Raw genomic sequence first — 22,575 nt, 5'->3', positions numbered from 1 at the left:
GGTTCTGCGGTGGGTGGGGGCCGGGGTCATCCGTGGACGAAGAGCAGGGTCGCGCCGAGCGCGACACCGGTGACGAAGATCGTGGATACGGCGCCGAGCGCGATCGCGCCCGGGCTGCGGCGTACCAGCGAGGTCAGATGCACGCTGGCGCCCATCCCGAACAGGGCCGCGCCGAGCGCGGTGATCTGCAGGATGCGGATCCAGTCCAGCGCCACCGGGGGTACGACGCCGGTGCTGCGTACCGCGGCGCAGGCGAGGAAGCCGACGACGAACAGCGGCACCAGCGGCGGGCGCTTGACACCCGTACCGGTCAGCGGCGAACGGAGCCGCTTCACGACGCTGACCCCGGCCACGACCGGCGCCAGCAGCAGCACCCGGGTGAGTTTCACGATGACCGCGATGGTGACGACCGCGGCCCCGGCGGGGCTCGCGGCGGCGACGACCTGACCGACCTCGTGTACGCCCACGCCGGTCCAGACGCCGTACTGGATGTCACCGAGGCCGAGCGGTCCACGCAGCAGCGGGTACGCGACCAGCGCGAGCGTGCCGAACAGGGTGATCATCGCGATGGCGGCGGTCACGTCCTCGTCGTCGGCGTCGGCGGTGTCCTCCATGGCCGCGATGGCGGACGCACCGCAGATCGCGACGCCGGTGCCGATGAGCAGGCTGCGCGCCCCGCCCAGCTTCATCCGGGTGCCCAGCCAGATGGTGAACAGCAACGTCGACAGCAGGGTGCCGGCCACGATGGCGATGACCGGTGCGCCCAGTGCCAGGATGGCGCCGATCGACACGGAGAACCCGAGCAGCATCACCCCGGCCCGCAGCAGCCGCTTGGTCAGGTGGCCGAGCGCGACCCGGCACCTGCCGGGCAGCACCCGCAGGTTCGCGGCGGCGACCCCGAGGGCGACCGCCCAGGTGAGGATGCCCACCGCGGGCACGAGGTGGCTGAGCAGCAGCGCGCCACCGAGGCCCGCCGCGGCGGCCACCAGGCCGGGGATCAGCGTGGTGGCCGGATGGTGCCGGGGTGGGGCCGGAACGGCGACGTCGACGTTCACGGCGGTCATCACCGACCGGCCAGCTCGCGCTTGAGGATCTTGCCGGTGGCGGTCATCGGCAGGGATTCGACGAACTCGACGATGCGCGGGTACTTGTAGGCCGCCATGTTCTGCTTGCACCAGGCGATCAGCTCGTCCTCGGTGATCTCACCGCCGCGGATGACGAACGCCTTGACCTCCTCGCCGTGGACCTCGTGCGGCACCCCGACGACCGCGACCAGGGAGACGGCCGGGTGGGTCAGCAGCACCTCCTCGACCTCCCGGGGGTACACGTTGAAACCACCCCGGATGACCATGTCCTTGGCCCGGTCGACGATGTAGTAGAAGCCGTCCGCGTCGCGCCGCGCGAGGTCGCCGGTGCGGAACCAGCCGTCCCGGGTCACCTCGGCGGTCGCCTCGGGCCGGTTGTAGTAGCCCTTCATGATGTTGTGCCCGCGGATGGCGATCTCGCCGACCTCGTCGGTGCCCTCGATCGTCTTCCAGTCGGGGTCGATCAGCTTCACCTCGACGCCCCAGATCGGCACGCCGATCGAGCCGGGCCGCGGGTCGCGCTCCGGGTCGCTGAACGTGGCCACCGGCGAGGTCTCGGACAGGCCGTACCCCTCCAGGATCTGGACCCCGAACCGCTCCTTGAACTGCTTGATGATCTCCACCGGGAGCGAGGCGCCGCCGGAGACGGCCACCCGCATGTTGCGCGCGATCTCCGCGACGTCGACCCCGTCGTGCAGCGCGCCGAGCAGGCCCCAGTACATCGTGGGCACCCCGGCGAAGAACGTGATCTTCTCGCGCTGCAGCAGTTCGACGGCCTGGTCGGCCTGGAACCGTGGCAGCAGCACCAGCGTGGAGGCGACCGAGATGCCCGCGTTCATCTGCACCGTCGAGCCGAACGAGTGGAACAGCGGCAGCGTGATCAGGTGCCGCTCGTGCGCGGTGGCCAGCGACCCGAACAGGCGGTTGCAGGTGAGCGCGTTGAACATCAGGTTCGCGTGCGACAGCTCGGCGCCCTTCGGCTGCCCGGTGGTGCCGCTGGTGTACAGGATCACGGCGGTGTCGGTCTCGCTCGTGCCGACCGTGGCGAACGTCGCGGGCTGCTCGGCGAGCGCCTGCCCCAGCGTCCGCACCCCGTCGATCGGCGACGCGGCGGCCGGGTCGGCCGTGATGAGGAAGAAGTGCTCGCAGCCCGGCGTCTGCTCGAACCCGGCGTGCCCCTCGGCGCCCATCGGCAGATCCGCCGTGCCCTCGAAGCACACGTACGCCTTGGCCTGCGAGTCGGCCAGGTGGTAGGCGACCTCGCGGCCCTTGAGCAGCACGTTCAGCGGGACGACGACCGCGCCGGCCTTCAGGATGCCGTAGTAGACGACCGGGAACTGCGGCAGGTTCGGGCAGGACAGCGCGACCTTGTCGCCCGGCTGCACACCGTGGGCGGCCAGCAGCGCGGCCACCTGGTTGGCGGCGGCGTCGAGCTGGGCGTACGTGAGCCGGGTGGCGCCGAGCACGACGGCGTCGCGGCCGGGGTGCCGGCGGGCGCTGTCCTCCAGCAGGGTGGCCAGGTTGAGGGTCATCGCGGGACCTCCATGGTGCACAGTTCGGTGATCAGGGGTTCGGCCTGCGGCCAGTCGCCGTAGCCGGACGCGGGGTTGAGATGGCCGACCGGGCCGATCTCCTCGATCCGGCTGCCCCACGCGGCGGCCATCGCCCGGACCCGTACCGGGTCGCCGAGCGTGTCGTTGCTGCTCAGCGCCACGATGCTGGGGAACGGCAGCGGCTTGAGCGGGATCGGCAGCCAGCCCAGCCCGGCCAGGGTGGCAAGCGTCGGGTATTCCGCCGGCAGCTCCGCGGCCAGGTCGGGCGGCGTGGCCAGCAGCGCTCCCCGGATCCGTCCGGGGACCGACTCGGCGTGGCGGGCCGCCCAGTGGATGGTCGTGATGACCCCGCCGCTGTGCGCGACGATCACCACGGGTCCGTCGGCGGATTCGATCGCCTGGTGCAGGTCCACGACCCGCTCGTCGAGGCTCGGGTTCCGGCGTCCGAGCGGCGGCACGGGCCGCACGTTCGGCGTGGCCGCGGCGAGCCGGGTCTGCCAGTGCTCCTCGACGTGCCCCCGGAGCCCGGGCACCGTGATGATCACGGTGCCCGGTTCCATCGTCACTTGGCGCCTTCGGCCGCGGCTGCGGCGTCGAGCTTCCTGATGCTGGACGGGTACGCCTGCCGTCCCGCGATGAGCAGGACGATGGCGGCCACGGCCACCAGCGGGACGTACTTCATGGCGGTCTCCAGGCCGAACCGGTCGGCCAGGATGCCGGTCACCAGCGGGCCGGCCGCCAGGCCGAGCAGGTTGTTGAAGAAGGTGTACGTGCCGAACGCGGTGGCCCGGATCGACTCGTGGGTCAGCCGGGCCACCATGGCGCCGGTAGGACCGGTGGTGCCGGCGGCGAAGAAGCAGCCCACGGCGATCAGCAGCATCTGCAACCCGCCCGGCTTGACCGCCGTGAACGCCGCGCCGAGGCAGGCGACGCTCACGGCCGAGAAGACGATGGCGGAGGTCCACTTGCTGATCGGCCGGGTCTTGCCGAGCCGGTCCGTGACCACGCCGCAGACGATCATGCCGGCGCCCATGACGAGGATGAACAGCGCGGCGAGCTTGGCCGCCTTGTCCGCCGGCATCGCGTAGCTGCGGCCGAAGTAGCTCGGCAGCCAGGCGAACAGCGAACCGGCGATGAACAGCTGCAGGCCGCCACCGAGGTACGCCAGGATCACCGCGGGGGTGGAGAACAGCGTGGAGAGCTTGGCCCGCTGCTGCCCGGCGGCCAGCTTGGGCCCGGTGTCCGCCCCGTCGTCGACCTTGTGGGCGGCCAGCTTGCGCTCGGTGATCCCCACCCAGTACATCAGGGCGAGGACGAGGCCGAAGATGCCCATGGCCGCGAACGCCCACCGCCAGCCGAACTGCACGGCGATCACGCCGCCGAGCGCGACGCCCAGCACCGAGCCGAACGACCCGCCCGCCATGAACGCCCCGGTGAGCGACGCCCGCCGGTTCGCGGCGAAGACCGCGAGAACGATCGCCAGGCCAACGCTGCCGTACGCGGCCTCACCGACGCCGATGAGGAACCGGGCGCCGAGCAGCTGCCCGTAGCTGGCGGCGACCGCGCAGCCGATCGTGGCGAGGCTCCAGAGGATCGCCATGGCGACGATGGACTTGGCCCGGCCCCAGCGGTCGCCGACCAGCGACAGCGGTACCGCCAGCACCCCGACGGTGAGGGCGACGATGCTGGTCAGGCTGCCGAGCTGGGTGTCGGTGAGCCCCCACTCCTGCTTCAGGAGGGGGAATACCGCCGAGAGGACCTGCCGGGACATGTAGTCCGACAGCAGCAGTCCGAAGGTGAGCGTGAAGACGACCCACGGGAAGATCCGGCGGGTACGCGCGAGGGGAGTAGCCGGGGCGGTGACACCTGCACTGACTTGCATGGCCATGCGTCGCTCCAAGGGATGTGCCGAGTTGGGGGTGATGGGGGATGGCCTTGGGGAACGAGCGGTCGTGGGGTGCGGTGGACCCGCACCCCACGCGGTGCAGAAGAGCGGTGAAGCGTCAGGCGTGGAAGGTGAAGCCCAGTTGGCCGGGCTTGCGGTTCGGCGCGAAGCCGAGCTTGGCCAGCGCCTCGTCGGCGCTGTCCCAGTACTCGCCGATCTTGTAGATGTCGCGTGCTTCCTTGCCATCGGCCACCTTGCGGCCGAGCTCATCGGCGATTCGGACGAGCTTCTCGACCTGGCGTACCGAGGTCATCTTCTCGCCCTTGAGGCCCCAGAGGGTGTCCTCGTTGCCGCAGCGGGTGTGCAGTCCCATGGCGATCGCCATGGTGTTGATCGGCAGCACCGCCCGCATGATCGATTCCAGGGTGAGGATCGCGCCGTCCGGGACCCGGCGGATGAACTCCATCATGTTGTAAGGGTTGGGACCGTCGAAGCCGCCACCGATGGAGACCCACGTGACGTTGAGGGGTCCGGTGTAGACACCGCGGCGCACGAGCCGCTCGACGGTCTCCAGCTGGGCGACGTTGGCCAGCTGGAAGTGCGGCTGAATGCCGGCGGCACGCAGTCGCTTCAGGTGCTCCTCGACCCAGGCCGGTTCGGCCGGGACGACCATGTTGCGGAACGCCTCGTGCAGGGCGGGCCGCTCGAAGGAGGTGCCGGCGATGTCGTCGGCGGTCATCAACTCCACGATGTTCATCTGGTTGGTGTTGATGGCGATGGTGACCTGGTCGGGGGCCGGGTCCAGGGTGGTCAGCAGGTGCCGGGCCTCGTCCTCCAGCCACTTGGCCGCCTCACCCTCGTTCTCCGGGGTGAAGGAGATCGAGCCGCCGATCTGCAGGATCATGTCCGGCACGGCCTCCCGGATCCGGCCGAGCAGCTCGTTGAACATCGACATCCGCTTGGAGCCCTTGCCGTTCAGCTCGCGGACGTGGATGTGCAGCACGGTGGCGCCCGCGTTGTAGCAGTCGATCGCGGCCTGGACCTGCTCGTCCATGGTGACCGGGATGTCCTCGGGGAAGTCGCCGGGCTCCCATTCGGGACCGTACGGTGCGGCGGTGATGACCAGCTTCTCCTGGGTCTCGGGCCACAGCGAGTCGTCGAGGAAATGCATGGGAGTCTCCTAAACCGGGGTGGGTTGGATCAGAACGTCTTGTCGCCGATGACTCCGGCGCGCTCCATCTTTCGGACGGCGGGCCAGTAGTCCTGGACGGCGTAGTGCTGGGTGTTGCGGTTGTCCCAGATCGCGAAGCTGTTCGGCGTCCAGCGCCAGCGCACCTGGTACTCGGGGACGGACGCCTGGCGGATCAGGTAGTTGAGCAGCTCGCTGGCGCCGGGGGCGTAGTCGTAGCCGAACCGCACGTTCGCGGGCGTGTGAAAGTTGGTGAAGTGCGTCGTGAACGCGTTGACGAACAGCACCTTCTCGCCGGTTTCCGGGTGGGTGCGGACCACCGGGTGCTCCGCGTCCGGGAAGCGCTCGTGCAACGCGAGCCGCTGCTCGATCGGCATGTTGGCGCCGAAGGACGCCTCGATGCTGTGCCGCGCCCGCAGTCCCGCGATGCGCTGCTTCACGTCCTCGGGCAGCCGCCGGTACGCCTCGGCCATGTTCACCCAGATCGTGTCCCCGCCGACCGCGGGACCCTCGACCATGCGCAGCACACAGCCCATCGGCGGGGCCTCGCGCCACGTCGCGTCGCAGTGGTACGCGTTCTCGTAGTGCTCCGCCGGGCTGTCCAGGTCCTTGTAGATGCGCACCAGGCCGGGGTGGTCGGGGTCGCTGCCGGCGACCGGGTGGTCCTCCAGCGACCCGAACCGCTCGGCCAGCATCACGTGCTCGGCCCGGCTGATCGGCTGGTCGCGGACGAACAGCACCTTGTGCTTCAGCAGCAGAGCCTTGAGCTCGGCGAACAGGTTGTCGCTGCGCGCCACCTCGGCGAGGTTCACGTTGCGCAGCTCCGCACCGATGTGCACGGTCAGCGGATGCGCCTCGATGGAGCCCGCGGGCAGCGTGACGTCCGGTCGCGTGTCCTGGTCGATGATGTCCGTCATGGGGGGTCTCCCAACGTGGTGTCAGTTGCCTGCTTCGAGGCTGAAGACGGAGGAGCCGATGCTGCGGCCGGATTCCAGGTCCCGGTGGGCCTGGACGGCGTCCTCCAGCGCGTACCGCTGGTTGATCTCGATCGTGATGCGCCCGGATCCGACGTGGTCGAAGAGTTCGCCGGCGAGCTCCGCGCGTTCGGTCTCGTCGGCGATGTAGTCGGCCAGCGCGGGGCGGGTGACGAACAGCGAACCCTTGACCGCGAGCTGCATCGCGTCGATCGGGGGGATGGGGCCGCTGGCCGTGCCGAAGCAGACCAGCAGCCCCCGCCGCTGGAGCGAGTCCAGCGACTGCGCGAAGGTGCTGGCCCCGATGCTGTCGTAAACCACCGGCACCCCGTGGCCGTCGGTGAGTTCACGCACCCGGGTAGCGATGTCCTCGCGCCGGTACACAATGGTGTGGGTGCAGCCGTGGCGGCGGGCCACCTCGGCCTTCTCGTCGGTGGACACCGTGCCGATGACGGTGATGCCGAGCAGCTTCGCCCACTGGCAGAAGATCAGGCCCACGCCGCCCGCGGCGGCGTGCAGCAGGACGGTGTCGCCCGCCTTCAGCGGCGCGATCCGCCGCAGCAGGTAGGACGTGGTCAGGCCGCGCATGGTCATGGCGGCGGCGGTCTCGAAGGAGATGGCATCCGGCAGCTTGATCAGCGGTGCCACGGACATCACCCGCTCGGTGCTGTACGCGCCCAGCGGGCTGCCGGTGTAGGTGACCCGGTCGCCCTCGCTGAACCCGGTGACCCCGGGACCGACCGCCTCGATGACGCCGGCCGCCTCGACCCCCATACCGGCGGGCAGGGCGGCGGGGTAGAGGCCGCTGCGGAAGTACGTGTCGGCGAAGTTCAGCCCGACGGCCATGTGCCGTACCCGGACCTCACCCGCTGCGGGCGCGCCCACCTCGACCGACTCCCACCGCATGACCTCCGGGCCACCGGCGGAGTGGAAGCGGATTGCCTTCGCCACGTGCTGCCTCCTTACGAAGCGGCGGGAGGATCCCGCCGAGGGGTACTGCGCGGGGTCCCTATCGGCCACGGGGGCCGTGATGGAGGCAACAGTAGGCGTGATAACCGCCACATGCTTTACTCCTTGGGACACATTTCTTATCCCTCGGGGACAGGAGGGCGGGTACTTTGAAGCCTTCTATCCGGTATGCGTCACTTAGTGGGTACCTCCAGCTCACGCAATCGCTCGGCGCCGACCCGGCCGCCCTGATGCACGCCGTCGACCTCGACCCGGCCGACCTGGCCACGCCCGACAAATGGGTGCCCGTCGTCCGGGTCGCGCGGCTGCTGGAGCTGTCGGCCCGCGCCTGCGGCCACGCCGACTTCGGGCTGCGCCTCGCGGAGTTCCGGCGGCTGTCCACGCTCGGCCCGCTCAGCGTGGTCCTGCAGGGCGAGCCCACCCTGCGTGACGCCCTGGGGCTGCTGATGCGCTACGAGCACAGCTACAACGAGGCGCTGCGGATCCGGGTCGCCGAGACCGAGGGACTGGCGACCATCCGGCTGTGGTTCGAGATGGGCGAACCCGCCCCGTCCACGCAGGCCGAACAGCTCGCCATGGGAGCCCTGTACGGCATCATCCGCGAGGTGCTCGGCCCCACCTGGCAGCCCCTGTCCGCCTGCTTCACCGACCCCGCCCCGCCGGATGTCGGCACCCACAACCGGATGCTCGGCGGACGGGTGCACTTCGGCCACGGCTTCACCGGCCTCGTCCTGTACGCCAAGGACCTCGACGCACCGAACGTGCTGGCCGGCCCCGATTCCGGGACCCACATCGACGAGCTGCTGGCCGCCCTGGCCGCGCCCCGCGGCGCCTCCACCGCGGACCGGGCCCGGGACCTCGTGGAGATGCTGCTGCCGACCGGGCGGTGCGGGGTCGACGAGGTCGCCCGCACCATGGGCATGGACCGGCGGACCCTGTACCGGCATCTGGCGGCCACGGGGGAGACCTTCACCTCCATCGTGGACTCGGTCCGCGCCGGCCTGGCCGAACGGTACCTGTCCCTCGCGCGCTACCAGCTCACCGAGATCTCCGTGCTGCTGGGCTTCGCCGCGCCCAGCGCCTTCTCCCGGTGGTTCCGCCACCACTTCGGTGAGAGCCCCCGCCAGTGGCGCAAACGCCGGGCGGACCTACCCGCGCCGTAGGCCCGTGACCGGCGACCCGCCGGCCGGGTTCGCCGGGCCGGCGCCGGCCGGGTCCGCGCCCAGTCGCCGCAGGCTGGACGGATAGGCGCGCCCGCCGATCAGCAACGCGGCGATGGCGGGCACCGCGGCCACCGGCACGTAGCGCATCGCGGCCTGCAGGCCCAGCCGGTCCGCGAGCATGCCGATCACGATCGGGCCCACGGCCAGTCCGAGCACGTTGTTGAACAGGGTCAGCACGCCGAACGCGGTCGCCCGGACGTGGTCGGGGGTCAGCCGGGCCACCACCGCGCCACAGGGCCCGGTCGTACCGGCCGCCCAGAAGCAGCCCGCCGCGAGCACCACCAACTGCAACCCGCCGGGGCGCATGAGGAAACCGGCGGCCAGCAAGCCCAGTGACAGCGCGGAGATCACGACCGCCGTGCTCCAGATCCGGGCGGGCCGGTCCCGGCTGACCCGGTCGGCGATCACCCCGCCGCCGATCATGCCGGCGCCCAGGATGAGGATGAGCAGCGACGCGACGCCGGCCGCGCGCGAGGGCGCCATCGCGTGCACGCGGTGCAGGTAGCTGGGCAACCACGCGACGAGCGCGGCGGCGACGAACAGTTGGGTGCCGCAGGCGACGTAGGCCATCAGCACCGACGGGGTGGCGAACACAGTGGACAGCCCGGCACGCCAGGGCCGCTCCGCGGAGCCCGGTCCGGCGCCGGGCTCGGCCACCCGGTGTGCCCGCAGCCGGTCCTCGTCGACCAGGATCGCGTACCCGGCCGCGAGGATCAGGCCGAAGGCACCCATCGCGGCGAACGCCCAGCGCCACCCGAACTGCGCCGCGATCGCGCCACCGACCGCCACGCCGAGTACCCCGCCGAACGCGCCACCGGCCGTGAACGCGCCGGCCAGCGACGCGCGCCGGGTCGCGGGGAACACGGAGAGCACCACGGCGAGGCCGACGCTGGCGTACGCGGCCTCGCCCACGCCGATGAGTACGCGCGCGGCCATCAACTGCCCGAAGCCGGCGGCGAAGGCCGAGCCGACCGTGGCGAGGCTCCAGGCGACCGCCATCACGATGACCGCCCGGACCCGCCCCCACCGGTCGCCCACCATCGACAGCGGTATCGCGAAGACGCCGACCATCAACGCCACGATGCCCGTGAGAGCGCCCAGCTGGGTGTCGGTCAGCCGCCAGTCCGCCTTCAGATACGGGAAGACGGCGGCGAGCACCTGCCGGGACATGTAGTCCGACAGCAGCAGCCCGAACGTGAGCAGGAAGACCAGCCGCGGGAAGTGCCTGGACACCCACGAACGGACACCGTCCGATGTCGCCGCCATGCCGATGTCAGCCGGGCCGAGCCGTCACCGCTGCCCGCCGGGCACGGACTGCCCTCCAGGACCGGCCGTCTCCCGGTGACCCGTGCCCTCGTCGGCGCTCATCCGCCGCAGGTCCGCCGGGAACAGGAGGCGCCCGCCCACCAGGGCGACGATGGGCACCAACGCGAGCAGCGGGATGATCTGCAGGGCGCTCTGCAGGCCCATCCGGTCGGCGATCATCCCGGTGACGATCGGGCCGAGGGCCAGCCCGAGCACGTTGTTGGACGTGGTCAGGAAGCCGAACGCGGTGGCCCGGATGGACTCGTGGGCCAGGTGCGCCACCACCGCGCCCATGGGGCCGTTGGTCGCCCCGACGAAGAAGAAACCGACCGCGAGCACCAGCAGCTGCGTCCCGTCCGGGTCCATGGCGAAGCCAGCGCCGAGGAATGCCATCGACAGCACCGAGAAGACCGCCGCGGCCGTCCACGGGCGCAGCGGCCGGTTCCGGCTGACCCGGTCGGCGATGAAGCCGCACGTGATCATGCCGATGGACATGACGAGGATGAGCAGGGACGCGAGGCCGGCCGCGCTGCGCGGCGCCAGCTCGTGCACCCGGTTGAGGTAGCTCGGCACCCACACGACGATCGAGGCCGCGACGAACAGCTGCATGCCGCTGGCGAAGTACGCCACCACCAGCGAAGGCTTGGAGAACAGCGTGCCCAGCCCGGCGCGCCGTTGTCCCGGCCGGAGCCGCGGTGCGACGCCGACGTCGGTGACCCGGTGCGCGCTGAGGTCGCGGTCGGTGATCAGCACCGCGTACATGGCGGCGAGCACGAGGCCGAGGACGCCCATCGCGGCGAACGTCCAACGCCAGCCGAACTGGGCGGACAGGATGCCGCCGAGCGCCACACCGAGGACCGCTCCGAGCGAGCCACCCGCCATGAACGTCCCGGACAGGGCCGCGCGGCGGCCCGGGGCGAACACGGACAGCACCACCGCGAGGCCGACGCTGGTGTACGCGGCCTCCCCGATGCCCATCACGGCACGCGCGGCGAACATCTGCCCGTAGCCGGCGGCGAGCGCCGAGCCGATGGTGGCGATGCTCCAGAGCACCGCCATCGCGACGATCGCCCGGGCGCGCCCCCACCGGTCGCCGAGGATCGACAGCGGCACGGCCAGCACGCCGACCATGAGGGACACGATGCTCGTCAGGACGCCGAGCTCCGTGTCGGTCAGCCCCCAGTCCGACTTCAGGTACGGGAAGATCGCGGCCAGCACCTGCCGGGACATGTAGTCCGACAGCATCAGCGCGAAGGTGAGCGTGAAGACCACCAACGGGAAATGCCGGGATACCCAGGACTGGTGGGACGACGGCGCCAACACGCCAGCGGTTGCGGCCACGGTGTGCTCCCTGATGGGTCGAAGGTCGCCACGCACGGCGGAACAGATACAGGTGATGCCGTAACAGTCACGGCGGCGGTCGCCAGGAGTCGGCGGAATGGGTGCGATCTACGGTGTCCGGGTCGTCACCCGCGCTGAGACAGGGCACCAGCTTACTGCTGGGATTCTGCGGCGCGGCCACCTTCGCGAAACGCGCGCAGTCCGGTGCGAACGCAGAGCGCCGCCACGGCATCAGCCGTGGCGGCGCGTTGTCACGGCGTCCCTACGGGACGCCCGGTGGGATCAGTCGAGGCGGAACTCCCGGACGAGGTTGCGCAGCTGGACCGCCAACCGGGCCAGGTCGGTGGCCGCGTTCTGGGTCTCACCCGCGCCGATCCTGGTCAGCGACGCATCCTGCATCACGGCCTGCAGTTCGCCGGAGATGCCGTCCACCGCGGTGACCGCCTGGGACACGCTGTCGGTGATCTCGGTCGTGGCCCGGGTCTGGTCCTCGACCGCGACGCCGATGACGTCCTGGGTGCCGTTGATGTCACCGACGATCCGGGCCACCTCGGCCGTGGCCTGGCGCATCGCCTGCGAGTCGCGCTGAATCGCATCGATGCGCCGGGAGATGTCCTCGGTGGCGGCGGCGGTCTCCCGAGCCAGGTCCTTGACCTCCCCGGCCACCACCGCGAAGCCCTTGCCGTACTCGCCGGCCCGGGCGGCCTCGATGGTGGCGTTCAGGGCCAGCAGGTTGGTCTGCTCGGCGATCGAGTTGATCAGCTTGACCACGTCGCCGATCTCGGCGCTCGACGTGTCCAGCTGCTCGGCCAGGCGGCCGGAGGTCTCCGCGGCCGCCGCGGCGTCGGCGGTGATCCGCCGGGCGTCCGTGGTCCGCGCGGCGATCTCCCCGATCGAGTCGCTGATCCGCCCCACCCCGGAAGCGGCCGACCCGACGACGGTGTGCACCGTCCCGGCCGCCGCGGCCAGGTTGTCGGTACGGGCCACGGTCGCCTGCGCGCCGTCGGTGAGGCTCGCGCTGGTCGCGTGCAGCTCCTCGGAGGCGCTGCTCAGGGTCGCGGCGGCCTCGTCGAGGTCCAGGACGGCCGAGCGGACGTTGTCCGTGGCGCGACCCATCGCGACCGTCAGCTCGGTCAGCTCGTCCGACCCGGTGATCCGGGGGTGCACCGACAGGTCCTTGGCGGCGATGGCGTTGGCCACGTGCAGGCAGTCCGCCAGCCGGCGGCCGATGTGCCGGGCCAGCACCACGGCGGAGCCGAGCAACAGGACCGCGGCCAGCACGCTCGCGGCGATCGTCAGGGTACGGGCGGAGCTCTGCACCGCCTGGGCGTCGAGGCGCGCCTGCTGCGACTCGGCCGCGATGGCCGCCTCGACCGGCTTGAGCGCGGTGACCAGGGCATCCGAGGCGCCCTGGAAGGCGGGCAGGGCCGCCCGCGCCTTGTCCTGCGCCGGGTCGGTGACCCCGAGGTTCGCGAGGCTCACCAGCCGCTGGCTCAGGGTGATGAGCTGCTCGACCTTGTCGTCCAGGCCGGCGGACGCCTGGCGCACCGAGGCCGGGGTGGTGTCGGCGTGCAGGGCACCGATGCTGTCCCGCAGCGTCGAGGCGTCACCGCCGAGCCGGTCCAGGGCCGCCCGGCGCTGCTCCGCCGTACGGGCCACCATGGCGGACAGCACGTCGCCGCGCAGCACGGCCTGGGCGGCGGCCACCGCACGGTCGGCGCGTTCCGCGTCCGTGGCGCGCTGCAGCCGCTCCTGCGCCTGCTGCTGCTGGGCCGCGGCGAACAGCCCGATCCCGCCCACGGCGAGGACCAGGACGAGCCCGGCGACGGCCAGCGCGACGATCTTCCGGCCGAGGGTCAGCCGTGGTAGTGCCCGAAACATGAACTCCCCCAACCCAGTGTTTCTCCACCACTCGAATCGGTTGGTCTGAGCATTTCTTGAGGATTGGAACTCCTCAACTGCCGTCACGCGCCGCCGATTGGCCAGACAATTCCGCACCGTGCGGTAGAGGAGGAGACGTGCGCCTCAGACCCGCCCTTACGACGCTCGCCGTCGTGGCTGCCATCATCGCCGGGAGCGCCACCTATTCGTCGGCGGCCCCGACCCGGCCGAAGACTGCCGCCGCCGCCGTGCCCGCCGACGTGCGCAAGGCCGGCACCCTCGTCGTGGCCTCGGAGATCGCCTACCCGCCCTTCGAGTACTACGACGACCAGAAGAAGCCGCAGGGCATCGACGTCGACCTGGCCAACGCGCTGGCCGACCGGCTGCACCTGCGCCTCGACTTCCGCAACGTCGCCTGGGACGACCTCATCCCCACCGTCGCCGGCCACAAGGCCGACGCGATCATGTCCGGGATGACCGACAACGCCGAGCGGCAGAAGCAGCTCACCTACATCGACTACCTGATCGAGGGCTCCCAGGTCGTGGTGGCCAAGGGCAACCCGCGGCAGATCTCGGGCATCGACGGCATCTGCGGCCAGCGGGTCGGCCTGCAGGCCGACACCACCCAGGACGACCTGGCCAAGGCCCAGGCCGAGCTGTGCGCCGCCGCCGGGCGCCCCGAGCCGACCATCACCGGCCTCGGCTCGGGTGAGGCGTACCCGCTGCTCAAGGCCGGCAAACTCGACGCGATCGTCGACGGCTACACCAGCGCCGCCGCCCAGGTCAAGGACGGCAACGGCGCGTTCGAGCTGGCCGGGGTGCAGGTGGAGGCCAGCCCCATGGGCATCGGCCTGGCCCGGGACCGTAAGGACCTGCGCCACGCCGTCCAGCTCGCCCTGCGCGAGATCATCGCGGACGGCACGTACCTGAAGATCCTCGACAAGTGGGGTCTGCGGGCCGAGGCGCTGACCACCGCCGCCATCGACGGCGGGGTCTAGCACCGCGCCGGGCCCGGGTCTACGACCCGGGCCCGGGCTGCACTTGCAGCACCGCGCATTGAAAGTTCATGCCGTACCCCGCGACCGGCAGCACCAGGCGCTGACCCGGGGTCAGGCGGCCGGTGGCGTCCAACTCCGCCAGGTTGATCAGGTTGTCCCCGGCGATGACGTGGCCCAGCCGGGCCGTGGCCGGGCGGTGCAGGCGCTGCTCCGGCAGGCCCAGCAGCCGCCCGAGGATCTCCACGGCCCGCACGTCCGTGTTCTGCGGCACCAGCCAGTCCGCCTCGGCCGGTGCCATCTTCACCTCGTCGCAGGCCTGGCGCACCACCTCGCAGGTGTTGCCGAAGTAGCTGCCGACCACCTCGTCGTCGACCGCCTCGGCCAGCGCCCCGTTCGTCACGTGCCGCACCGACAGCAGCCCGAACCGGCCCGGCGCCCGCGACACCACGCAGCCGACCGCCCCGTCGGACACCAGGTTGTAGGTCTGCTCGTAGCGCGCTCCCGCCGGGAAGCGGTCCGCGGTCACCACCACCACCGGGTCCAGGTCGGGCTCCGCGACCAGCAGCGCCCGGGCGATCCGCAGGGCGCCCAGCAGCCCCGTGCAGCCCTGCTGGCCCACACCGACCGCGATCGCGTCGTCCCATCCGAACTCCGCCTGCAACCGGCTGGCCGGATAGCGCATCAGGTGCTTGACGTCCCCGGTGGCCGCGAACTCGGCGGTGCTGCCGCTGTTGGCGTTGCCGGGCAGGCAGGTGGCGTAGACGATCGCGCCGACGCGGTCCAGCCGCTGCCGGATCGGCGTCAGGGCCCGCACCGCCAGGTCGAACGCGTCGGTGTCCGGGCCGCACACGTGGTGGGTGTCGAAACCGGCGGCGCGCAACTGCTCGGCCGTGCCGACCGTACCCCCGGCCGCGACCGTCGCCTCGACGGTCCGGGTCTGCTCGCCCAGCGCCCAGCTGATGTGGTCGATGCTGACCTGCGGGTCAGTCATCCCGCCCCGCCCGTTCGTGGATCAGCCGGGCCAGGTCGCCGACCGTGCGCAGCGCCCGCATCTCGTCGTGGCCGAACCGGACCCCGTACATCTCCTGCAGCTCGATCACCAGCTCCACCAGCGCGAACGAGTCGACCGGCAGCGCGGCGATCTCCATGTCGGCCGGGACCGGGCCGGGCTGGCCCAGGATCTCACCGATGCGCTGGAACAGGATCTCGTCGTCGTGCGTACGCAGCTCAGGCACGCCGGCTCCCCTCGTCGAACAGGAAATTCACACGGTCGGAGTGTTCGGCCAGGGTGGCCGCGTACACGGCCTCGTCGGCCTCGGTCATCCGGCGCAGGGTCGCCGCGATGTGGTCCCTGCCGTACTCGGGTTCCATCGCGATCAGCTCGTCGCGTACCCATTTCACGTGCCACCGCTCGTCCTCCATGATCTTGCGGAGGGTCTGCGTGACCAGCGGATGCTGGTCGGGCACGGTCAGGTGCCGGGCGTACTGGCGCATGACGCGCTGTTCGAAGACCGAGGTGATCGCGAGCACCTCCATCAGGTTGGCCGGCAGCCCGGTGGCCGCCAGGTACTGGTCCTGGTACGCGGCGCCCAGCGGCTGCGGCTTCTCGCCGAGCTCCTCCAGGCAGTCCGTCCAGTAGCGAGCGTGCTGGGCCTCGTCGGCGAAGTGCCGGGTCAGGTCGCTGTGCACCGGGCCGGGCCGCTGCGCCCGGGCGAGGCGGCCGAAGAAGAGCGCGCCGCTGAGCTCCGAGATGCGGTAGAAGCTGAGCAGCCAGCGCTGGGAGTCGCCCGCGCTGCTGGTGGCGGGCGCCAGCGACGTGGGCGCGGGACGTGCCGTCGTCATGCGGTTCTCTCCTCGTGGACGGCCACGGACACCAGGTGCCCGGGCAGCTCGACGGTGCGGTACCGGAACCGGGACCCACCCCGGGTGGCGTGACCGGACCAGGCGGCGGGCCGGCACAGCTCGTAGTCGGCCAGGATCCGCCCGGCGTTGCCGGTGTCGGCCTTGAAGACCGCCTCCTTCACGGTCCACAGTCGCAACAGGACATGCGGCGGCGCCGCGCCGAGCCGGGCCCGCTCGGCCGAGGTCAGGAACAGCCGGGCGATGCCGGGGTTCACCGGCCGTACGGCTTCCAGGTCCACCCCGATCCCGGTGCTGGTCCGGGCGCCGACCGCGACGGCCACCCCGGCGCTGTGCGTCAGCGTCATGCGCGGATGCGGCAGCACCAGCCGGTCGGTGTCCACCCGCTCGCCCAGGCGGTCGGCGACCCGGCGCAGCGCGGCCCGGCCGAGCCGGTGCTCCCTGCGGTGGGCCGCCCCCGGGCCGTCGTCACCGGCGGGTGCCCGTCCGGCGACCGACACCTCGAACTCGGGCCCGAGCAGGGCGGTCAGGGCCGCCTCCAGGCGGGCGGGGTCAGCGGCGTACATCCGGGCTCCTCGCGTCGGCCAGCAGGTTCCGGCAGGTCGCGGCGAGCAGCGCCGCCGCGTCCAACGGCCGGTGGTCCGGCAGCAGGGCGCGCAGGCGGTCGTTGGCCACGTCCTTGGCGACGTACAACTGGGCGGCGAACGGCAGCAGGCTGGTCAGGGCCTGACCGAGCACACTGGCGCCGAAGCTGCGGGAACTGTCCGCCAGCAAGGTGTACGAGTGCAGGTCCGCGTACTCGGGACGGGCGACGCGGCGGCGCGCGAAGCCCGGGTCCGCGCCGAAGACGTCGAACGCGACGTCCATCGTGCGGGCCAGGGTGAGCGAGTCCGCCGCGCGGTCTGCGACGTGGAACACGCCCGTGGCGGACTGGCTGACCGCCGCCGCGGCGGCGCGCGCCGTGACGTCGGCCGTGGTCAGGTAGACCGGGGTGTCCGGCAGCCCGGGCATCAGGCCGAGCAGGCCCAGGCGCAGCAGCCGCAGCGTGTTGTGCACCGCGTTGTGCTGCCCGGCCCGGCCCGACTCGTCGTCCGCCAGCACCGTGGCGACCCGCAGCACGCTCACCGGCAGGTCGGTCTGCCCGAACGCGTACGCCTCCGCCGCCCACTTGGACCGCTCGTACGCGTTGGCGAAACCGGCGGACGGCACCGGCGCGGGCAGTTCGGTGATCGGCCCGGCCTGCAGGCCCGTCGCGTACAGGGAACTGAACAGGCACACCGAGTCCAGCCGTGGGCAGCGGCGGGCCAGTTCCAGCAGCCGGGCCGTGCCCGCGGTGTTCACCCGCTGCGCGACGTCGTGCTCGACCGTGAACGAGGTGACCGCCGCCGTGTGCACGATCGCGGTGAGATCGCCGGTGGCGACCCCGGCGAACGGGTCGTCGCCGGACAGGTCACCGCCGGTGTACCGGACCCGGTCGGCCGCGCCGGGCACGTCGCGCAGCAGCGGCGCGACCTTGGCCCGCGCCTCGGCGGCCGTGCCGGCCCGCGCCCAGAGCAGCAGCGGGCGGTCGGTGTGGGTGAGCAGGTGGCGCGCGACGTGACGGCCCAGGTAGCCGTTCGCGCCGGTGACGAGGATCCGGCCGTCAGTCATTGCGGCCCTCCAGCGGATCGGGCCAGCGGATCGGGCCAGCGCAGCGGGTCCGGTCCCCACCGCTCGGCGACGACGGCCAGCCAGCGTTCCAGGCCGAACGCCACGCAGCCGGTGTGGGCGGTGGCGTCGCCCCGGCCGAGGTCGAACGCGGCGCCGAAGTGGTCGTGGTGCAGGTTCACCGACGCGATGGCGAGCGTTCCGGCCAGCGCCTCGTGCTTGACGGGGTCGAGCTGCTGCATCAGGTGCGCGCCGCTGTCCTGGGGCCGGAAGAACGGGTCGGTGGCGACCTCCCACGGCCCCGGCACGCCGAGGCGCTCGCGCAGCGTGTCGACCGCCGTGCGGCCGCGGTCCAGGAACTCGCGGACCTCCGCCGCCGAGCCCACGCAGACGACCTCCCGCATGGTGAACGCCCACTGCCGGCGCAGCGGCTCGAACCGCTCCTCCCGCCGGTAACAGGTCGCCACGGTGGTGACCAGCGTCGGCCGGTCGGCGCGGTGCTCGCGCAGCATCGCGTACACCGGGTAGCAGGCCGCCGGGGTCAGCGCGTGGCGCATCGGGGCGAGCCCGGTGACCGGCACGGTGCCGTCGGCGCCGAGGGCGTACCCGTCGACGAACCGCTGCACCTCGGCCTCGTCGGCGGGCAGGGTGGCGGGCATGGTGACCAGGTGCGGGAACGCCGTGAAGTACCCCATCCGGTCCAGGTCGGCGGCGGGCACCAGCGGCGGGAACTGATGCTCGGTGGCACCCCAGCCCACGGCCAGCTCGGCGACCGCCCGGTCGAGGCGGCGCAGCCAGCTCAGCGCGGGCCCGGACACCACGCAGGTGCCGTGCGCGGCCACGGTCACGCCGTCGGGCAGCCGTACCGTCGTCGGCGCGCTCATGGCCGCACCCCCGCGGCGGCGTCCTGGCCGAAGAAGGCCCGCACGATGGTGTCGATGTCGGTGAAGGCGCCCGGCGCCAGGCTGCGCGGGTCGACCGGGGCCGCCCGCAGCTCCTCGATGAGCAGCAGCAGCTCCACGACGTGCAGGGAGGTCACCAGGCGGGTGGAGATCAGCGGGGTCTGGTCGGTCAACGTGGCCGGGTCCAGGTCCGGATTGCGGACCGCCACCCACTCCCGCAGCGCGGTACGCACCTCGGCGCTCATCGGGCGCCCCCCACCAGGACGCCGTGCTTGTGCAGGAAGCGCAGGCACCGGCGGCTGATCGCGGCCCGGTGCGCCTCGGCGGCCGGGTCGGCGAACGCCTCGGCGGCCAGGCGCCACGGCTCGTCCAGCCCGGCGTCGGCGTACGCCTGCGGGTTGTAGAAGGTCCGCCACACCGCGTGCACGTATCCGGCCAGTGCCGCCCGGATCTCGTCGAGCAGCGGCTGCGGCCACTCCCGCAGGCCGTCGGCGAACAGGCGCAACACGACCCGCCGGCCGAACGCCAGGTGACGGCGTTCCTCGCGGTGGTGGTCGTGGTTGATCCAGCGGGCGACCGCCACGAGCCGGTCGTCGGCGGCCATCCGGATGTTGAGGCAGTCCACGATGTCCTCGAAGATCATGACCCGGGCGAAGAACAGGAAGTCCGCGGCCTGCGGCGGATCCTGCGCCAGGGTGAGCATCCGTTCCGGGTAGATCCGGCCCGCGTACGACTCGCAGAACCGCGTGAAGTACGCGCTGTGCCGCTCCTCCTCCTCGATCATCCGGGCCAGGTAGGGCGCCATGAACGCCGTGGCGGGGGAGTCCAGGCGGGCGCGGAGCCCGTCGATGAGCAGCCGCTCGCCGTGGATGTTCTGGCTGTAGAAGTTCACCGCCTCCCAGAAGCTCAACGCCCGCCGCTGCGCGTCGCTCAGCTCGGGCCAGCGCGCGGTGGCGTACAGCGAGACCAGTTCGGGGCTGGTGAACCACTGGTGCCGGTCCAGCGTGGCCGCCGCGGGCCAGGGCCCGGGGGACGGCTGGTGTTCGCGCGCCGACTCGGCGCACAGGTGCTGCACGAGCTCGCCCAGTCGGGCGTCCGCCGGGCGCGGTGGCGCGGCAATGGGGTGGGTCATCTGCGGATCTCCCGGTCGGGTCGTCGTGGCCGCCGGCCGTGGGGCCGTCGGGGTAGAGGAGCGTGCCGACCCGCCGGTGATACGGCCACAACGCGACGTATCCACGGGCCCCCCGAACGCATCTGTTTCGCCAGACGTACCCGCTGGCAGCAAGCAACGGAGGAGACATGACGCAGCTCGACGCCGTCCCGGCACTCGGCCACCCGGCGCAGGCGCCCGGCTGGCAGCCGGACCAACGGGCCGGGGGACACAAGCTGATCTTCGGCCGGATGTACGAGGACAGCGACGTGGAGCGCACCGTGCTCCCACGCCACGGGCGCATCCTGTGCGTCGCCTCCGCGGGCGACACCGCCCTCGCCCTGGCGGCCGACGGACGGCAGGTGACGGCGGTCGACGCCAACCCCGCCCAGATCGGGTACGTGCGGGAGCGGATGCGCGGCGCGCCCGCCCGGCCGGGCTCGACGGAGCGGCTGCTGCACCACGCCCGGCGCGTGCTGGCGGGCGTGGGCTGGCGGCGTACCGATCTGGCGGCATTCTGCGAGCTGGCGGACCCCGCCGAACAGCTGGCCCACTGGCGGATGCGTTTCGACAACCGCCGGTTCCGGCTGGTGCTCGGCGCGGCGCTGGGCCCCGCCGGGGTCCGCGCCGGCGGCTTCGGCGCCTTCACCCGGGCCGCGTCCGGCCCGGCGCGCCGCTTCGACCTGGTCGTGCGGCAGCGCCTGGAGCGCGGCCTGGGCCGACACCCCAACCGCACCAACCCTTACGTACGGGGTCTGCTGCTGGGCGAGGCGCCGCCGCCCGCACCGGCGGTCGACGCCGACCGTCTGGAACTGGTCTACGCGGACGTCGCCGCCTACCTGGAGTCCGTCCCGGCGGGCAGCTTCACCGGGTTCAGCCTGTCCAACGTCCTCGACGCGGTCGGTCCCGCGTACGCCGCGCGGCTGCGCGCCGCCGTGCACCGGGCGGGCACTCCCGGCGCGGTCGCGGTGTGGCGCAGCTTCGGCCCCGGCGACGGCCGCCCGGCCGAGCAGAAGTGGGCCGCGCGCGACCGCGCCATGCTGTGGGGCAGCCTGCGGGTCGAGCGGATCGGTACGGCCGCGTGAGCGGCGCCGCCCCGCACCGCCGGTGGTGGGTTCTCGCGCTGGTCTCGCTCGCGCTGTTCATGGTCACCCTGGACAACCTCGTCGTGACCACCGCGCTGCCCAGCATCCGGACCGGCCTGTCCGCGTCCCTGCCGCAGTTGGAGTGGGTGGTCAACGCGTACACGGTGTCGTTCGCGGTCCTGCTGCTGCTCGGCGCGGCGCTCGGGGACCGGTTCGGGCACCGGCGGATGTTCGTCGCCGGGCTTGCCGTCTTCACCGCGGCGTCGGCGGTGGCCGCGGCCGCGTCCAGCGCCGAGGTGCTGATCGCGGCGCGCGCCGTGCAGGGCGCCGGCGGGGCCGTGGTGCTGCCGATCAGTCTGACGCTGCTGGCCGGGGCGTTCCCCGGGCGGCAGCGGGGCCTCGCGTTCGGGGTCTTCTCCGGCGTCAGCGGGCTGGGGGTGGCGTTGGGCCCGGTGGTCGGCGGGGCGATCACCCAGGCCGCCTCGTGGCCGTACATCTTCGCCGTGAACGTGCCGGTGGGCATCGTCGGATGCCTGGCGGCGCCGTTCGTGCTGGCCCGTGGCGCGGGACCGGCGCGGCGGCTCGACCTGCCGGGCGCCGCCCTGGTCACCGGCGGCCTGGCCGGGATCATGGTGGCGCTGGTCGCCGTACCGGAGCACGGCTGGACCTCCGGGCGGGTGACCGGCCCGCTGGCCGCCGGGGCGGTGCTGCTGGCCGGGTTCGTGGCGTGGGAGCGGCGGGCGCCCGAGCCGATGCTGCCGCTGCGGTTCTTCGCCAACCCGGTGTTCACCGCGGTGAACCTCGCGGGGGTGGCGATGTACTTCGGCATGTTCGGCGCCATCTTCCTGCTGGCCCCGTTCCTGCAGACCGTGCAGGGACACGAGCCGCTGGCGGCGGGCCTGCGGATCCTGCCGTGGACGGTGATGCCGCTGGTGGTGTCGCCGTTGGCCGGGATGGTCAGCGAGAGGTGGGGGGCGCGGCGGCTGATCGGCGGCGGGCTCGTCCTGCAGGCGCTCGCGCTGGGCTGGCTCGCGTGGGTGCTGACCCCGCAGTTGTCGTTCGCCGCCCTGCTCGTGCCGGCCGTACTGGGCGGCGCGGGGATGGCGCTGGTCTACCCGCCCGCGGCGAGCGCGGCACTGGGTGCGGTGCGGCCGCACGAGGCCGGTGCCGCTTCCGGCGCCATGAACGCGCTGCGGGAGGCGGGCGGGGCGTTCGGGATCGCCGTACTGGCCTGGGTGTTCACCGCCAACGGCGGTGGCACGGCGTCCGGCGCCTATGTCTCCGGCCTGGTGCCCGCGCTGGCGGTGGGGGCCCTGGTGCTGGCGGCGGGCGCGGTGGCCGCCTGGTGGCTGCCCGGCCCCGCCGCGCCTGCCGCCGCGCCGCCGGTGCCGCAGGCCGCGGCGCCCCGGCCGGTTCCCGTGGAGGTGGTCGGCGGGGCGGTCTGAGGGCACCCGAACGGCACCGGTCTCGGACCGGATCGTGCCACCGATGCATTTCATCGTGGCAGGACCCGAACTCCGCCTGGTCG

General features: G+C 72.5%; 22 protein-coding genes. 4 read left to right on the top strand and 18 right to left on the bottom strand.

The genetic code is table 11. The features are described 5' to 3' along the window. Window positions 1-26: 26 nt before the first annotated feature. From EV385_RS32280 to EV385_RS32250, 7 genes are all read right to left on the bottom strand, one after another. On the bottom strand, window positions 27-1,064 hold the full coding sequence (locus EV385_RS32280; protein ID WP_130512879.1) for a YeiH family protein: 1,038 nt from the start codon (window positions 1,062-1,064) through the stop codon (window positions 27-29). Continuing rightward, complete coding sequence (locus EV385_RS32275) at window positions 1,064-2,617, bottom strand: long-chain-fatty-acid--CoA ligase (RefSeq protein ID WP_130512878.1); 1,554 nt, start codon at window positions 2,615-2,617, stop codon at window positions 1,064-1,066. The genes EV385_RS32280 and EV385_RS32275 overlap by 1 nt, the downstream gene beginning before the upstream one ends. Then, on the bottom strand, window positions 2,614-3,198 hold the full coding sequence (locus tag EV385_RS32270) for an RBBP9/YdeN family alpha/beta hydrolase (protein ID WP_130513707.1): 585 nt from the start codon (window positions 3,196-3,198) through the stop codon (window positions 2,614-2,616). Before EV385_RS32270 ends, EV385_RS32275 begins: the two co-directional genes overlap by 4 nt. A gap of 2 nt (window positions 3,199-3,200) precedes the next feature. Continuing rightward, window positions 3,201-4,526, bottom strand: a complete 1,326-nt coding sequence (locus tag EV385_RS32265; RefSeq protein ID WP_130512877.1) for an MFS transporter — start codon at window positions 4,524-4,526, stop codon at window positions 3,201-3,203. Between the two features lie 115 nt (window positions 4,527-4,641). Then, the gene (locus tag EV385_RS32260; RefSeq protein ID WP_130512876.1) at window positions 4,642-5,694 is read right to left on the bottom strand and encodes a beta-keto acid cleavage family enzyme; all 1,053 of its coding nucleotides are present in this window, start codon (window positions 5,692-5,694) and stop codon (window positions 4,642-4,644) included. Between the two features lie 29 nt (window positions 5,695-5,723). Further along, window positions 5,724-6,629, bottom strand: coding sequence for a TauD/TfdA dioxygenase family protein (locus EV385_RS32255; protein WP_130512875.1), 906 nt, complete (start codon window positions 6,627-6,629; stop codon window positions 5,724-5,726). A 21-nt stretch (window positions 6,630-6,650) separates the two neighbouring features. Further along, window positions 6,651-7,637, bottom strand: coding sequence for a quinone oxidoreductase family protein (locus tag EV385_RS32250; protein WP_130512874.1), 987 nt, complete (start codon window positions 7,635-7,637; stop codon window positions 6,651-6,653). Between the two features lie 167 nt (window positions 7,638-7,804). Between EV385_RS32250 and EV385_RS32245 the strand changes: the two genes are divergently transcribed. Beyond that, entirely contained in the window at window positions 7,805-8,818 is a 1,014-nt protein-coding gene (locus tag EV385_RS32245) for an AraC family transcriptional regulator (protein WP_130512873.1), read from the top strand. On the opposite strand, the gene EV385_RS32240 is transcribed toward EV385_RS32245, so the two are convergent. From EV385_RS32240 to EV385_RS32230, 3 genes are all read right to left on the bottom strand, one after another. Beyond that, window positions 8,804-10,111: an MFS transporter gene (locus EV385_RS32240; protein ID WP_207230031.1), complete on the bottom strand. Its 1,308-nt coding sequence runs from the start codon at window positions 10,109-10,111 to the stop codon at window positions 8,804-8,806. The genes EV385_RS32245 and EV385_RS32240 overlap by 15 nt on opposite strands. Before the next feature lie 57 nt (window positions 10,112-10,168). After that, on the bottom strand, window positions 10,169-11,524 hold the full coding sequence (locus tag EV385_RS32235; protein WP_207230030.1) for an MFS transporter: 1,356 nt from the start codon (window positions 11,522-11,524) through the stop codon (window positions 10,169-10,171). Between the two features lie 282 nt (window positions 11,525-11,806). After that, the gene (locus tag EV385_RS32230; RefSeq protein WP_130512871.1) at window positions 11,807-13,405 is read right to left on the bottom strand and encodes a methyl-accepting chemotaxis protein; all 1,599 of its coding nucleotides are present in this window, start codon (window positions 13,403-13,405) and stop codon (window positions 11,807-11,809) included. A gap of 137 nt (window positions 13,406-13,542) precedes the next feature. Here EV385_RS32230 and EV385_RS32225 point away from each other — a divergent pair, with 137 nt between their 5' ends. Next, complete coding sequence (locus EV385_RS32225; RefSeq protein WP_165449681.1) at window positions 13,543-14,403, top strand: ABC transporter substrate-binding protein; 861 nt, start codon at window positions 13,543-13,545, stop codon at window positions 14,401-14,403. A 19-nt stretch (window positions 14,404-14,422) separates the two neighbouring features. On the opposite strand, the gene EV385_RS35865 is transcribed toward EV385_RS32225, so the two are convergent. Genes EV385_RS35865 through EV385_RS32185 form a run of 8 tightly spaced genes read right to left on the bottom strand, consistent with a single transcriptional unit; the run spans window position 14,423 to window position 19,944 of the window. After that, window positions 14,423-15,394, bottom strand: coding sequence for a 3-oxoacyl-[acyl-carrier-protein] synthase III C-terminal domain-containing protein (locus tag EV385_RS35865; RefSeq protein ID WP_130512869.1), 972 nt, complete (start codon window positions 15,392-15,394; stop codon window positions 14,423-14,425). Further along, on the bottom strand, window positions 15,387-15,638 hold the full coding sequence (locus tag EV385_RS32215; RefSeq protein WP_165449680.1) for an acyl carrier protein: 252 nt from the start codon (window positions 15,636-15,638) through the stop codon (window positions 15,387-15,389). The genes EV385_RS35865 and EV385_RS32215 overlap by 8 nt, the downstream gene beginning before the upstream one ends. After that, window positions 15,631-16,245, bottom strand: a complete 615-nt coding sequence (locus EV385_RS32210; RefSeq protein WP_130512867.1) for a ferritin-like domain-containing protein — start codon at window positions 16,243-16,245, stop codon at window positions 15,631-15,633. Before EV385_RS32210 ends, EV385_RS32215 begins: the two co-directional genes overlap by 8 nt. Then, entirely contained in the window at window positions 16,242-16,829 is a 588-nt protein-coding gene (locus EV385_RS32205) for a 4'-phosphopantetheinyl transferase family protein (protein WP_130512866.1), read from the bottom strand. The genes EV385_RS32210 and EV385_RS32205 overlap by 4 nt, the downstream gene beginning before the upstream one ends. Further along, window positions 16,816-17,913: an SDR family oxidoreductase gene (locus EV385_RS32200; protein WP_130512865.1), complete on the bottom strand. Its 1,098-nt coding sequence runs from the start codon at window positions 17,911-17,913 to the stop codon at window positions 16,816-16,818. Before EV385_RS32200 ends, EV385_RS32205 begins: the two co-directional genes overlap by 14 nt. Further along, window positions 17,910-18,794 (bottom strand): aminoacyl--tRNA ligase-related protein, encoded by an 885-nt coding sequence (locus EV385_RS32195; protein WP_130512864.1) that lies wholly within the window; start codon window positions 18,792-18,794, stop codon window positions 17,910-17,912. Before EV385_RS32195 ends, EV385_RS32200 begins: the two co-directional genes overlap by 4 nt. Further along, window positions 18,791-19,057, bottom strand: coding sequence for a hypothetical protein (locus EV385_RS32190; RefSeq protein WP_130512863.1), 267 nt, complete (start codon window positions 19,055-19,057; stop codon window positions 18,791-18,793). Before EV385_RS32190 ends, EV385_RS32195 begins: the two co-directional genes overlap by 4 nt. Further along, the gene (locus tag EV385_RS32185) at window positions 19,054-19,944 is read right to left on the bottom strand and encodes a diiron oxygenase (RefSeq protein ID WP_130512862.1); all 891 of its coding nucleotides are present in this window, start codon (window positions 19,942-19,944) and stop codon (window positions 19,054-19,056) included. Before EV385_RS32185 ends, EV385_RS32190 begins: the two co-directional genes overlap by 4 nt. Window positions 19,945-20,111: 167 nt before the next feature. On the opposite strand from EV385_RS32185, the gene EV385_RS32180 reads away from it, so the two are divergent. Together EV385_RS32180 and EV385_RS32175 are read left to right on the top strand one after the other, a co-directional pair. Then, a complete protein-coding gene (locus tag EV385_RS32180; RefSeq protein ID WP_130512861.1) occupies window positions 20,112-21,047 on the top strand; it encodes a DUF3419 family protein in 936 nt (311 codons plus the stop codon). Next, window positions 21,044-22,492: a DHA2 family efflux MFS transporter permease subunit gene (locus tag EV385_RS32175; RefSeq protein WP_242625195.1), complete on the top strand. Its 1,449-nt coding sequence runs from the start codon at window positions 21,044-21,046 to the stop codon at window positions 22,490-22,492. Before EV385_RS32180 ends, EV385_RS32175 begins: the two co-directional genes overlap by 4 nt. The last annotated feature ends 83 nt before the right edge of the window (window positions 22,493-22,575 follow it).

The organism is Krasilnikovia cinnamomea, assembly GCF_004217545.1.
Taxonomy (GTDB): domain Bacteria; phylum Actinomycetota; class Actinomycetes; order Mycobacteriales; family Micromonosporaceae; genus Actinoplanes; species Actinoplanes cinnamomeus.
The sequence above is the reverse complement of the archived record's forward strand: the minus strand, read 5'-3'. Positions and strand labels throughout refer to the sequence as shown.

Excerpts from the sequence above, each read along its gene's own strand:
- EV385_RS32280 (WP_130512879.1), bottom strand. The coding sequence starts at position 1,064 with ATGACCGCCGTGAACGTCGACGTCGCCGTTCCGGCCCCACCCCGGCAC.
- EV385_RS32275 (WP_130512878.1), bottom strand. The coding sequence starts at position 2,617 with ATGACCCTCAACCTGGCCACCCTGCTGGAGGACAGCGCCCGCCGGCAC.
- EV385_RS32270 (WP_130513707.1), bottom strand. The coding sequence starts at position 3,198 with ATGGAACCGGGCACCGTGATCATCACGGTGCCCGGGCTCCGGGGGCAC.
- EV385_RS32265 (WP_130512877.1), bottom strand. The coding sequence starts at position 4,526 with ATGGCCATGCAAGTCAGTGCAGGTGTCACCGCCCCGGCTACTCCCCTC.
- EV385_RS32260 (WP_130512876.1), bottom strand. The coding sequence starts at position 5,694 with ATGCATTTCCTCGACGACTCGCTGTGGCCCGAGACCCAGGAGAAGCTG.
- EV385_RS32255 (WP_130512875.1), bottom strand. The coding sequence starts at position 6,629 with ATGACGGACATCATCGACCAGGACACGCGACCGGACGTCACGCTGCCC.
- EV385_RS32230 (WP_130512871.1), bottom strand. The coding sequence starts at position 13,405 with ATGTTTCGGGCACTACCACGGCTGACCCTCGGCCGGAAGATCGTCGCG.
- EV385_RS35865 (WP_130512869.1), bottom strand. The coding sequence starts at position 15,394 with ATGACTGACCCGCAGGTCAGCATCGACCACATCAGCTGGGCGCTGGGC.
- EV385_RS32210 (WP_130512867.1), bottom strand. The coding sequence starts at position 16,245 with ATGACGACGGCACGTCCCGCGCCCACGTCGCTGGCGCCCGCCACCAGC.
- EV385_RS32205 (WP_130512866.1), bottom strand. The coding sequence starts at position 16,829 with ATGTACGCCGCTGACCCCGCCCGCCTGGAGGCGGCCCTGACCGCCCTG.
- EV385_RS32200 (WP_130512865.1), bottom strand. The coding sequence starts at position 17,913 with ATGACTGACGGCCGGATCCTCGTCACCGGCGCGAACGGCTACCTGGGC.
- EV385_RS32195 (WP_130512864.1), bottom strand. The coding sequence starts at position 18,794 with ATGAGCGCGCCGACGACGGTACGGCTGCCCGACGGCGTGACCGTGGCC.
- EV385_RS32190 (WP_130512863.1), bottom strand. The coding sequence starts at position 19,057 with ATGAGCGCCGAGGTGCGTACCGCGCTGCGGGAGTGGGTGGCGGTCCGC.
- EV385_RS32185 (WP_130512862.1), bottom strand. The coding sequence starts at position 19,944 with ATGACCCACCCCATTGCCGCGCCACCGCGCCCGGCGGACGCCCGACTG.
- EV385_RS32180 (WP_130512861.1), top strand. The coding sequence starts at position 20,112 with ATGACGCAGCTCGACGCCGTCCCGGCACTCGGCCACCCGGCGCAGGCG.